Origin of the sequence: Streptomyces sp. NPDC096311, assembly GCF_044763085.1 — a bacterium.
Taxonomy (GTDB): domain Bacteria; phylum Actinomycetota; class Actinomycetes; order Streptomycetales; family Streptomycetaceae; genus Streptomyces.
On the sequence record NZ_JBIWFN010000025.1, the window covers coordinates 15,437 to 27,531 of the forward strand.

Here is a 12,095-nt window from a genome sequence, read left to right on the forward strand (position 1 = left end):
GCTCACGGACACGGGCGAGTCGCCGTTCACGGACGGGTGAGCCGGGCCTCCGCGACGCGCCAGGCCGCCCCGTCGCCCCGGGGCTCGTACCGCCGCAACGGCTGCGTACGGGCGAGGAGTCGTCGCATCGACGTACGGTCGCCGACCAGACCGTGTGCGCGGGCCTGGACGAGGACGTTGCCGAGCGCGGCGGCCTCCGCCGGGCCGGCCACGACCGGCAGTCCGCAGGCGTCGGCCGTCAGTTGGCACAGGAGTTCGTTGCGGGTGCCGCCGCCGACGATGTGGACGACGTCGACCGGGTGGTCGGCGAGAGCCTCGGCCTCACGGATCGCTCTGCGATGGGCGAGCGCGAGGGAGTCGAGGATGCAGCGGGTGATCTCGGCGCGCGACTCGGGCACGGGCTGTCCCGACTCCCGGCAGGCGTCGGTGATCCGGTCCGGCATCCGGCCGGGGGCCAGGAAGGCGGCGTCGCCCGCGTCCACCACCGACCGCAGCGCGGGCGCCCCCGCGGCGGCCCGCAGCAGCTCACCCAGATCGGGCTGCCCCCATTCCCGTACACACTCCTGGAGCAGCCACAGACCCATGATGTTCCGCAGATAGCGGACCGTGCCGTCCAGGCCCAGTTCATTGGTGAAGTTGGCCGTGCGGCTCGCCTCGGTGAGGACCGGCCGCTCCAGCTCCAGGCCCGCGAGGGACCAGGTGCCGGTGCAGATGTACGCGAACCGCTCGCCCGCCGCCGGGACGGCGGCGACCGCGGACGCGGTGTCGTGCGAGCCGACGGTCGTCACCGGGACCGGGCCCCTCAGCCCGGTCTCCTCCAGGACCCGCGGGAGCAGCAGACCGGCCGGGTCGCCCGGCTGCCGCAGCGGCGCGAACAGCCTGAGGTCGATGCCGAGCCGGTCCGCGAGGTCGTGGGACCAGTCACGGGTGCGCGGGTCGATCAGCTGGGTGGTCGAGGCGTTGGTGATCTCCGTGCCCGCCTCGCCCGTGAGCCAGTACGCCAGCAGGTCGGGAACGAGCAACAGCCGCTCGGCGGAGGCGAGTTGCGCCGTCGAGCGGGCCGCCGTGAGCTGGTACAGGGTGTTGAAGGGCGCGTACTGGAGCCCGGTCGCCGTGTACAGCTCGGCGGCGGGCACGGTGGCCCACACCTTCTCCGCGACCCCCTCGGTGCGGGCGTCGCGGTAGTGAACGGGGTTGCCGAGCAACACGCCGTCGGCGTCCAGCAGCCCGTAGTCCACGGCCCAGCTGTCGATGCCGACGGAGTCGACCTGCCCGGCCGCCCGCAGTCCGTCGAGCACCCCCGCGTACAGCGAGAGGATGTCCCACCGCAGCCCCTCGGGGACCCGCACCGGCCGGTTCGGGAAGCGGTGCGCCTCCGTCAGCTCCAGCGCCTCGGGGCCGACGCGGCCGACCATGACGCGCCCGCTGGACGCGCCGAGGTCGACCGCGGCGAAGCTCTTCACGTGCTCGCTCATCGCAGGAAGGCCGCCGCGACACCCGCGTCGACCGGGACGTGCAGACCGGTGGTGTGGGTCAGATCCCCAGCCGTCAGGGCGAACACGGCGTTCGCCACGTGCTCGGGCAGCACCTCGCGCTTGAGGATGGTCCGCTGGGCGTAGAACTCGCCGAGCTTCTCCTCCTCGATGCCGTACGTCGCCGCGCGCTGCGCGCCCCAGCCGCCCGCGAAGATGCCCGAGCCGCGCACGACCCCGTCGGGGTTGATGCCGTTCACCCGGATGCCGTGCTCGCCCAACTCGGCGGCAAGGAGCCGTACTTGATGCGCCTGGTCGGCCTTGGTGGCCGAGTAGGCGATGTTGTTCGGACCGGCGAAGACCGAGTTCTTGGACGCGATGTAGACGATGTCCCCGCCCAGCTTCTGCTGGATCATCACCCGCGCCGCCTCCCTCGACACCAGGAAGGAGCCACGGGCCATGATGTCGTGCTGGAGGTCCCAGTCCTTCGCGGTGGTCTCGAGCAGCGGCTTGGAGATGGAGATACCGGCGTTGTTCACCACCAGGTCGACGCCGCCGAAGGCGAGCACCGCCGCCTTGAAGGCTTCGGCGATCTGTTCCTCGGAGGTCACGTCGACGGTGACGGCGACGGCCTTGTCGGACCCGCCCAGCGAGGAGGCGACCTCGGCGGCGTTCTCCGCGTCGAGATCGGCGATCACCACGCACGCGCCCTCGGCGACGAGCCGCTCGGCGATCGCCTTGCCGATCCCGCTGCCCGCCCCCGTCACCAGCGCCACCCGGGTGGCGAGCGGCTTCGGCCTCGGCATCCGCTGGAGCTTGGCCTCCTCGAGCGCCCAGTACTCGATGCGGAACTTCTCCGACTCCTCGATCGGCGCGTAGGCCGAGACCGCCTCGGCGCCCCGCATCACGTTGATCGCGTTGACGTAGAACTCGCCGGCCACCCGCGCGGTCTGCTTGTCCTTGCCGAAGGAGAACATGCCGACACCGGGGATCAGCACGATCGCCGGGTCCGCGCCGCGCATCGCGGGGGAGTCCGCGTCGGCGTGCCGCTGGTAGTAGGCCGCGTACTCCTCGCGGTACTCGCCGTGCAGCTCCTTCAGCCGCGCGATCGCCGCGTCCAGTTCCACGGTCGGCGGCAGGTCGAGGACGAGCGGCCGGACCTTGGTCCGCAGGAAGTGGTCGGGGCAGGAGGTGCCGAGCGCGGCGAGGCGCGGGTGCTCGGCGCTCGCGAGGAAGTCGAGGACGACGTCGGAGTCGGTGAAGTGGCCGACCTGCGGCTTGTCCTGCGAGGCGAGGGCACGGACGTACGGTGCCAGCGCCGCGGCCCGCTCCCGGCGCCGGGACGCCGCCAGGGCCGTGTACCCCTCGACGACGGGCCCGAAGGGCTCCGCCTTGCCACGCTCGACGAGGAACGCCTCGGCGGTGCGGATGATGTGCAGCGAGTTCCGCTCGCACTCCTCCGCCGTGTCGCCCCACGCCGTGATGCCGTGCCCGCCCAGGACGCAGCCGATCGCCCGCGGGTTGGCCTCCTTGACCGCCGCGATGTCCAGACCCAGCTGGAAGCCGGGCCGGCGCCACGGCACCCACACCACACGGTCGCCGAAACACTCGGCGGTCAGCTTCTCGCCGTCCGCCGCGCACGCCAGCGCGATCCCGGAGTCGGGGTGCAGATGGTCGACATGGGCCGCGTCCACCAGCCCGTGCATCGCCGTGTCGATGGACGGGGCCGCGCCGCCCTTGCCGTGCAGGCAGTAGTCGAACGCGGCGACCATCTCGTCCTCGCGCTCCACCCCCGGGTAGACCTCCGTCATCGCCCGCAGCCGGTCAAGGCGCAGCACCGCGAGCCCCGACTCGGTCAGGGTGCCGAGATCCCCACCCGACCCCTTCACCCACATCAGCTCGACATCACCGCCGGTCACAGGGTCGGTGTCGGTGCCCTTCGCGGAGGCGTTGCCGCCCGCGTAGTTGGTGTTACGAGGATCAGCACCGAGCCGGTGCGACCGGGCCAGCAGAGCGGCGGCTTCGGGATGGGATGCCATGTTCCTGGTCCTTAGGGAAAAGAGGGGGTGAGATGTGACGTACCTGGAGGCGAAGCGCCCTGAAGGGGCGCGGGGCTGTGACATTCCGCGGCTGCGCCGCGTGGGCGCGACCAGCCACACACGGGCCGCGGTCTGCGACGGTCCGCACCTGGCAGACGAGACTCAGTCGCTCAGGCCCCCCACCCCGCCTGCTGCCCGCCCACCCGCTCCGCCGCGATCTTCTCCGCCCATCCGGACCGCCGGTACGCGGCAATGGGGTCGGGCTCCAGCCCCGACTCCTCCCGGACCTCGCGAAGCAACGGCCGCACATCGGTGTTGTACGCATCCATGATCACCGCGTTGGCCGCGAGCACATCCCCGGTACGCTGCGCGTCGGCCAGCGCCGCACCGTCCACGAGCAGCGCCTTCGCCGTCGCTTCCTGCACGTTCATCACGGAACGAATGATCGCCGGGATCTTCGCCTCGATGTTGTGGCACTGGTCGAGCATGAAGGCGACGTCCGGCGTGAAGCCACCGCCGCGGATCACCTCGTACATGATCCGGAACAGCTGGAAGGGATCGGCCGCACCGACCATCAGGTCGTCGTCGGCGTAGAACCGGGAGTTGAAGTCGAACGCGCCGAGCTTCCCCTCGCGCAGCAGCGTGGCGACGATGAACTCGATGTTGGTGCCGGGCGCGTGGTGACCGGTGTCGACGACGACCTGCGCCTTCGGGCCGAGCTTGAGGCAGTGCGCGTACGCAGTGCCCCAGTCCGGGACGTCCGTCATGTAGAAGGCGGGCTCGAAGAACTTGTACTCCAGCAGCATCCGCTGGTCGTCCCCGAGTCGCTCGTAGACCTGGGCCAGGCCCTCGGCCAGCCGGTCCTGGCGCTCACGGATGTCGTCCTGACCGGGATAGTTCGTACCGTCTGCGAACCAGAGCTTCAGGTCCTTCGAACCCGTCGCGTCCATGATGTCCACGCACTCGAGCAGGTGATCGAGGGCCTTCCGGCGGACGGCGGCGTCCGGGTGACAGATCGAGCCGAGCCTGTAGTCGTCGTCCTGGAAGGTGTTGGAGTTGATCGCGCCCAGCTTCAGGCCGCGCTCCTGCGCGTACTTCGCCAGCGCCCCGTAATCGTCGACCTTGTCCCAGGGGATGTGCAGCGCGACGGTCGGCGCGGCCCCCGTGAAGGCGTGCACCTGGGCGGCGTCGTCCAGTTTCTCGCGCGGATTGCGCGGGACTCCGGGCTGCGCGAACACCTTGAAGCGGGTTCCCGAGTTCCCGTACGCCCATGAGGGCGTCTCTACTGCCTGGGTCTTGAGGGCGGTCTTCACCGCGGCAAGCTCGGTCACTTCGGGGCTCCTGTGACTTCGGGTGTGGCTTCGGTTTCGAACGACTTGTGGAGTCGGGTCCGAACTGCACTTCTGCCTGATCGGAACAGCTCTTCGGCCTGAAACGATCTGAAACGATTCAGAACGCCGAAGCTATGAGCCGTCCGAAGGCGTGTCAAGCCCCTGGGTGAAGACCGCCGTCCGTGACTCGGTTGTGACCATCGGCTATCGAAAATTTCGACCCGGACCCATTGACGTGACCTGGGCTACCTGCCTAACGTCCCGGCAACCTAGTTGAAACCTTTCACGACGTCGTGAGGCCTCGCCGCCCGCGTCGTTGAGGAGCTCACATGACCCACCGGTCCGACGCGGGTCCGGCCCCCGTACTGGCGCTGGAGGACATTTCCAAGTCCTTCGGCGCGGTACGCGCCCTGCGGGACGTGTCCCTCGAACTGTTCCCCGGCGAGGTGCACGCTCTCGCCGGTGAGAACGGCGCGGGCAAGTCGACCCTCATCAAGACGCTCGCCGGCGTGCACCGACCGGACGCCGGCCAGGTGCTGCTGGACGGTGAGCCCACCGTCTTCCACGGTCCCGCCGACGCCCGCGACGCGGGCATCGCGGTGATCTATCAGGAGCCCACCCTTTTCCCCGACCTGTCGATCGCGGAGAACATCTTCATGGGCCGCCAGCCCCGGCGCGCCCTCGGCCGTATCGACCACAAGGCCACCCATGAGGCGACCGCCGCTCTGATGAAGCGACTCGGAGTCGAACTCGACCCCGACCGTCCGGCGCGCGGACTGTCCATCGCCGACCAGCAGATCGTCGAGATCGCCAAGGCGCTCTCCTTCGACGCCCGCGTCCTGATCATGGACGAGCCGACCGCCGCCCTGACCGGCAGCGAGGTGGCCCGTCTCTTCGGTGTCGTGCGCACCCTGCGCGAGCAGGGCTCGGCGGTGCTGTTCATCTCGCACCGCCTGGAGGAGATCTTCCAGATCTGCCAACGGGTCACGACCCTGCGCGACGGCGCCCGGATCTCCAGCGAGCTTCTCGACGGCATGACCGAGGACGACCTCGTACGCCGGATGGTCGGCCGCGACCTCGACGAGCTCTACCCCAAGCAGGACGTCGAGGCGGGCGAAGTCGCCCTGAGCGTGCGCCGGCTGACCCGCGAGGGCGTCTTCACCGACGTCTCCTTCGACGTGCGGCGCGGCGAGATCGTCGGTCTCGCCGGACTCGTCGGCGCCGGGCGTACGGAGGTCGCCCGGGCCGTCTTCGGCGTCGACCGCTGGGACGCCGGAGAGGTCGAGGTCGACGGGAAGGCACTGACGAACGGCGCGCCCTCCACGGCCATGGCCGCGGGGCTCGCCCTCGTCCCCGAGGACCGGCGCGCCCAGGGCCTGGTGATGGACATGTCCATCGAGCGCAACATCGGGCTCACCGGGCTGCGTACGACCGTGAAGGCGGGGCTGGTGGACCGCGGCGCCGAGCGCAGCCGCTCCCTCGACTGGGCGGTCAAGCTCCAGGTGAAGTACGCCCGGATCGCCGACACGGTCAACACGCTCTCCGGCGGCAACCAGCAGAAGGTCGTCCTCGCCAAGTGGCTCGCCACCGGCCCCAAGGTGCTGATCGTCGACGAGCCCACCCGGGGCATCGACGTGGGCACGAAGGCCGAAGTGCACCGGCTGCTCTCCGAGTTGGCCGCCGACGGGGTGGCCGTCCTGATGATCTCCTCCGACCTGCCCGAGATCCTCGGCATGGCCGACCGCGTGCTGGTGATGCACGAGGGCCGGCTCACCGCCGAGATACCCCGCTCCGAAGCCACCGAGGAGACCGTGATGGCCGCCGCGACGGGGAGGGTTGCCGCGTGACAGGCATCGATAGCGCGGTCCCGGCGGCCCCGGGAACTCCGGTGGCCCCGGCCGTGACCGTGACCGCGACGGGCGTGCGGTTCGCCTCGCCCGTGGCCGGGCGGGTCGCCGGTGTGACGCTCGGAGCCACCGGTTCGGTTGCCCGTCGCACGCCAGCCGTCGCGAAGACGTCCGCCCCTGCCCTGCGGGCGACTGACCCGCGGGCGACCGTCGAGGGGGCCGCCCGCACCACGGCCGCCTTCCCCGAGGGGGCCGTCCCCCGCACGTCGACGGCTGTCCGTCAGACCCCGAACATCCCCCGGAGGGCCGCCGTATGACGGTGACCGCACCCAATCCCGCGCCCGCCGCCGAGGTACCCAAGTCGAGTGGTACCCGGCTGGTGGACCGTGTCTTCAAGATGCGTGAACTCGCCATCCTGGTCGTCTTCCTGGTGATGATCGCGATCACTCAGATGGGCAACAGTGAGTTCCTGTCCGAACAGGGCATCAAGGACCTGCTGTTGAACGCGACGATCCTGGTACTGGTCGCCACCGGTCAGTCGCTGGTCGTGATCACCCGGAACGTCGACCTGTCGGTCGGCTCCACCCTCGGCATCAGCGCCTTCGCCGCCGGCACCTATCTGCACGGCGGCGGAAACCCCGTCGTCGCGGTCGTCCTGGCCGTCCTGCTCGGCATCGGCTGCGGACTGGTCAACGGGCTGCTGGTCAGCCTCGGCCAGGTGCCCGCGCTGGTCGTCACCCTGGGCACGCTCTACATCATCCGCGGCGTCGACTCCATCTGGGTCGGCTCGCGCCAGATCACCGCGGCCGACCTTCCCGGCGGCTTCGTCGACTTCGGTTCCGGCGGCATCTCCGCGGTCCCCTACCTCGCCCTGATCGCGCTGGCGGTCCTGCTGGTCACCGCGTACTACCTCAAGCACTTCGGCAGCGGCCGCGAGCTGTACGCGCTGGGCTCCAACCCGGAGGCCGCCCGGCTCGCCGGCATCCCCGTCCGTCAGCGGATCCTCACCGCGTACGTCGTGTGCGGCGGCCTCGCCGGACTCGCGGGCGCCCTGTACCTCGCCCGGTTCGGCAACGTCGACTCGGGTACCAGCACCGGCTACGAACTCACCGTCGTCAGCGCGGTCGTGGTCGGCGGTGTCGTCTTCACCGGCGGCTCCGGCAGCGTCTACGGTGCCGCGCTCGGCGCGCTGCTGCTGACCTCCATCAACAGTGTGCTGCCCGCCCTCGGCGTCAGCTCCGTCTGGGTGCTCGCCATCAACGGCATCCTGCTCATCCTCGCCATCGCGGTCGACCGGATCGTCGCGCTGCGCGTGGCCTCCGCACTGAAGAAGAGGAACGCCCGCCATGGCTGACTCGTCCCTCGCGCGCGCCGTCCGCTGGGACACGGTCGTCGGCGCCCTCCTCATCGTCCTGCTGCTGTTCTCGTTCGGCTTCGTCGACGGCTTCGGCAACGCGCTCAACCTGTCGTTCCTGATCGGCAACACCCTGCCCATCGCGCTGATCGCGCTGCCGATGACCCTGCTGGTGGTGGCCGGGGAGATCGACCTCTCGGTAGCCTCCACGGCCGGTCTGTCCGGCTCGGTGATGGGCGCCCTGTGGAACCAGGGCATGGCGATCGAGACGATCATCCCGATCTGCCTGCTCCTCGGAGTGGTGTGCGGACTGGTCAACGGCCTGCTGGTGACCCGGCTCGGGCTGCCCTCCCTCGCCGTCACCATCGGTACCCTCGCCGCCTACCGGGGCATCGCACAGATCGTGCTCGGCTCGGACGCGGTCACCGACTTCCCCACCCAGTACCAGGACTTCGCGGCCGGACGCATCGGGAACACCTTCATCCCGCAGGCCTTCCTGCCCTTTCTCGCACTCCTGGCGATCGCGGTGGTGGTGCTGCACGCCACCCCGTTCGGGCGCTCGGCCTTCGCGGTCGGCGCCAACGAGGAGGCCGCCCGGTTCGCCGGCATCCGCGTCAAGCGGCAGAAGCTGATCCTCTTCGTCGCCACCGGCTTCATGGCCTCGCTCACCGGCATCTTCTGGGCCCTGCACTACGCCAGCGCCCGTTACGACAACGCCAACGGCCTCGAACTCTCCGTCGTCGCCGCCGTCCTGCTCGGTGGCATCGACTTCGACGGTGGCAAGGGCACGCTCGGCGGCGCGATCGCGGGAGTCTTCCTGCTCGGCGCGCTGCAGAACGTGATGAGTCTCCTGAACGTCTCCGCGCAGTCGCAGATCGTCGTCACCGGCGTTCTGCTCGTCATCTCCGTGCTCGGCCCCCGGGTCGCCCGGCAGATCTCCGTAGCGAGGGCGGCACGCACCACTGGATAGACCGTTCGAGAACCGCGGACCACCCGTGGTCGCTCGCGTCCACGCGGCGGAGCCGCATGTCCGATACAGCCCTGTGCCCATTCAGGGGCGCGCCGCACTCACCTCCGTCAGAAGGAACCCGCCATGCGCAAGTCATCCCTCCGCCGTACCGGCGCGGCGCTCGCCGCCGTCACCTCGCTCGCCCTGGCCGTCACCGCCTGCGGCGGCACCACCAAGAACGACGTGAAGAGCGGGGGCGGCTCTGCCGCCGCGACCGGCAAGGCCGACCCGAACGCGGCCACCAAGAAGGGCCTGAAGGTCGGCTTTCTGCCCAAGCAGGTCAACAACCCGTACTTCACCTCGGCGGACAAGGGCGGCGAGAAGGCGCTGACGGAGCTGGGCTCCACGTACAAGGAGGTCGGCCCGAGCAGCGCCACCGACACCTCCGGCCAGGTCAGCTACGTCAACACGCTCACCCAGCAGCAGGTCAACGCGATGGCCGTCTCCGCGCAGGACCCGGGCGCCCTGTGCACTGCGCTCAAGCAGGCCATGAGCAACAAGATCAAGGTCGTCACGTACGACTCCGACACCAAGCCCGAGTGCCGCAACGCCTTCGTCTCCCAGGCCAGCGCCGAGGACCTGGGCCGTACCGAGGTACAGCTGCTCGCCGAGCAGATCGGCTACAAGGGCGAGATCGCGATCCTGTCCGCCGCGCAGACCGCGACGAACCAGAACACCTGGATCGACTTCATGAAGGAGGAGCTGAAGGATCCCAAGTACAAGGACGTCAAGCTGGTCAAGGTCGCCTACGGCAACGACGACGCCCAGCAGTCCTTCCAGCAGACCCAGGGCCTCCTCCAGGAGCACCCGAACCTCAAGGGGATCATCTCCCCGACCACCGTCGGCATCAAGGCCGCGGCCCAGTACCTCTCCGGCTCCAAGTACAAGGGCAAGGTCAAGCTGACCGGCCTCGGCACCCCCAACGACATGCGCAAGTACGTCAAGAACGGCACCGTCGACGCCTTCGAGCTGTGGGACCCGGCGAAGCTCGGCGAACTCGCCGCGCGTACGGCCGTGGCGCTGTCCTCGGGGCAGATCACCGGAGCCGAGGGTGAGACCTTCAAGGCCGGTGACATGGGCTCGTTCACCATCGGCAAGGACGGCGTGATCAACCTGGGCAAGCCGACCGTCTTCAACGCCAAGAACATCGACCAGTTCAACTTCTAGGATCCGGGGGTCCCTTGATGCAACGTGTGTGCTTTCTGCTGAAGGTCCGTGCGGACCGCCTCGACGAGTACCGCGAGCGGCACGCCGCCGTGTGGCCCGAGATGCTCGACGCGCTCTCGGCCACCGGCTGGCACAACTACTCGCTCTTCCTGCGCGAGGACGGCCTGCTGGTCGGCTACTTGGAGACCGAGGACTTCGCGGCCGCGCAGGCCGGCATGGAAGCCACCGACATCAATGCCCGTTGGCAGGCGGAGATGGCGCCGTTCTTCGAATCGCTGGACGGCGCCAGACCCGACGAGGCCATGAAGCCCCTCACCGAGGTCTTCCACCTCGCCTGACAACCCCTTCCTGGCACCCCCGTCACCCGCTGGTATCCGCGCGAAGCCCTCCCCAGGAGTCCGGACATGAAGAGACGCACCCTGCTGGCCACCGCCCTGCTGACCGGTGTGGCAGGCCCCGGAATCGGCGCCGGTACGGCGCGCGCGGCCGACCCAGGCCCCTCGGTCTCCCTCACCGGCAGCACCCAACTCGACGCCCAGGCCCTGTTCTTCGTGTCGTACGACGGCCTGGTCAACAACAACTCGTTCCAGAAGAACGGTCTGCTGACCTACAAGGGCTACCAGTACGCCGTCTGGTACACCGCCGACCGCAGCGCGGTCGTCGCCCGCCGGGCGCTCGGCGCGTCCGGTTGGTCGACGGTCACCCTCGCCCATCGGCTCAAGAGCTCCGACTCGCACAACGTGATCTCCATGGGCGTGTCGAAGACCGACGGCCGGCTGCACCTGAACATGGACTCCCACAGCGACGGCTTCTTCTACGTGAAATCGGTGGCCGGGCTGCTCGACAACCCCGCCTCGACCGCCTGGACCTCAGCCGTCTTCGGAGCCGTACAGACCTCGCTGGACGGCCTCGCGCTCACCACGCAGTTCACCTACCCCCAGTTCGTCTCCACGCCCGACGGCAAGCTCCAGCTGAGCTACCGCGTGGGTATCTCCGGAAACGGGCGCAACGCCCTCGCGGAGTACGACGGCTCGTCCTGGACCGCTCTCGGGGAGTGGTCCGGCTCGACCGGCACGTACACCAGCGAGCACGGCTCCAGCACCGCTCGCAACATGTACCTGCACGGCATCGACTACGACGTCAACGGACGCCTGCACTCCTTCTTCACCTGGCGCGAGCAGAACGGCGCCGTGATGTGCAACAGCGGCGGCATCACCAACCACGACACCGGCTACGTCTACTCGACCGACCGCGGCCGTACCTGGCGCAACAACGCGGGCACCGTCGTCGGCACCACGGGCGGCTCCGACACGGTGGGTGTCACCGACGCCGGACTCGTCGTCGACGCGCTCAACCCCGACCACTCCCTGATGAACCAGGAGAGCCAGGCCACCGACTCCACCGGCCTGCCGCACGCGATCATCAGCTATGTGCCCGGGCGGTTCGGGCAGTGCACCACGAACTACGTCACCGACCGGACGAACAACGGCCGCGCCTTCCACCTCCACAAGAACGCCTCGGGCAGCTGGGCGAAGACCGAGATCCCGATCGCCCTCGGCTCGAGCCAGCGCACGAAGCTGATCCTGGACACGTACGACAACGCCTACGCGATCATGCCCTTCGGCCGGATCGCGGGCGCCTCGAAGTCCTCCGGGTACACGGACTGGACACTCCTGTACGACGGCAGCGGCCTCGACGCCTTCGGTGAGGTGGTGATCGACGAGACGCGCGTCTCACAGGACGGGACACTGTCGGTCATGTACCAGGAGAAGTCGAGCGGGACCACGCCCTCGGCGCTCCACGTCGTCGACTTCCGGCTGCCCGCATGACCAGCGAAGTCGGCGGACTCGCGGGTAATGTGAAGGCCCGCCCGCCG

Annotated in this window: 10 protein-coding genes; 7 read left to right on the plus strand and 3 right to left on the minus strand. The window is 69.5% G+C overall.

The genetic code is table 11. The features are described from left to right. Nucleotides 1–26: 26 nt before the first annotated feature. The 3 genes from ACIRA5_RS43955 to rhaI all read right to left on the minus strand — a co-directional run bounded on the left by ACIRA5_RS43955 (nucleotide 27) and on the right by rhaI (nucleotide 4,842). Nucleotides 27–1,475: a rhamnulokinase family protein gene (locus ACIRA5_RS43955; protein ID WP_403701333.1), complete on the minus strand. Its 1,449-nt coding sequence runs from the start codon at nucleotides 1,473–1,475 to the stop codon at nucleotides 27–29. Further along, nucleotides 1,472–3,511, minus strand: coding sequence for a bifunctional aldolase/short-chain dehydrogenase (locus tag ACIRA5_RS43960; RefSeq protein ID WP_403701336.1), 2,040 nt, complete (start codon nucleotides 3,509–3,511; stop codon nucleotides 1,472–1,474). The genes ACIRA5_RS43955 and ACIRA5_RS43960 overlap by 4 nt, the downstream gene beginning before the upstream one ends. Before the next feature lie 170 nt (nucleotides 3,512–3,681). Beyond that, nucleotides 3,682–4,842 (minus strand): L-rhamnose isomerase, encoded by a 1,161-nt coding sequence (gene rhaI / locus ACIRA5_RS43965; RefSeq protein ID WP_403701339.1) that lies wholly within the window; start codon nucleotides 4,840–4,842, stop codon nucleotides 3,682–3,684. Between the two features lie 329 nt (nucleotides 4,843–5,171). Between rhaI and ACIRA5_RS43970 the strand changes: the two genes are divergently transcribed. From ACIRA5_RS43970 to ACIRA5_RS44000, 7 genes are all read left to right on the plus strand, one after another. Beyond that, a complete protein-coding gene (locus tag ACIRA5_RS43970) occupies nucleotides 5,172–6,689 on the plus strand; it encodes a sugar ABC transporter ATP-binding protein (RefSeq protein ID WP_403701342.1) in 1,518 nt (505 codons plus the stop codon). Continuing rightward, nucleotides 6,686–7,006, plus strand: a complete 321-nt coding sequence (locus tag ACIRA5_RS43975) for a hypothetical protein (protein WP_403701345.1) — start codon at nucleotides 6,686–6,688, stop codon at nucleotides 7,004–7,006. The genes ACIRA5_RS43970 and ACIRA5_RS43975 overlap by 4 nt, the downstream gene beginning before the upstream one ends. Then, a complete protein-coding gene (locus ACIRA5_RS43980; protein WP_403701348.1) occupies nucleotides 7,003–8,043 on the plus strand; it encodes an ABC transporter permease in 1,041 nt (346 codons plus the stop codon). The genes ACIRA5_RS43975 and ACIRA5_RS43980 overlap by 4 nt, the downstream gene beginning before the upstream one ends. Further along, nucleotides 8,036–9,013, plus strand: a complete 978-nt coding sequence (locus ACIRA5_RS43985; protein ID WP_403701351.1) for an ABC transporter permease — start codon at nucleotides 8,036–8,038, stop codon at nucleotides 9,011–9,013. Before ACIRA5_RS43980 ends, ACIRA5_RS43985 begins: the two co-directional genes overlap by 8 nt. A gap of 123 nt (nucleotides 9,014–9,136) precedes the next feature. Continuing rightward, nucleotides 9,137–10,219, plus strand: a complete 1,083-nt coding sequence (rhaS, locus tag ACIRA5_RS43990; protein WP_403701354.1) for a rhamnose ABC transporter substrate-binding protein — start codon at nucleotides 9,137–9,139, stop codon at nucleotides 10,217–10,219. A gap of 17 nt (nucleotides 10,220–10,236) precedes the next feature. Beyond that, complete coding sequence (locus ACIRA5_RS43995; RefSeq protein WP_060899292.1) at nucleotides 10,237–10,557, plus strand: L-rhamnose mutarotase; 321 nt, start codon at nucleotides 10,237–10,239, stop codon at nucleotides 10,555–10,557. 66 nt (nucleotides 10,558–10,623) lie between these two features. Beyond that, nucleotides 10,624–12,048: a BNR repeat-containing protein gene (locus tag ACIRA5_RS44000; protein ID WP_403701357.1), complete on the plus strand. Its 1,425-nt coding sequence runs from the start codon at nucleotides 10,624–10,626 to the stop codon at nucleotides 12,046–12,048. Nucleotides 12,049–12,095 lie beyond the last annotated feature (47 nt).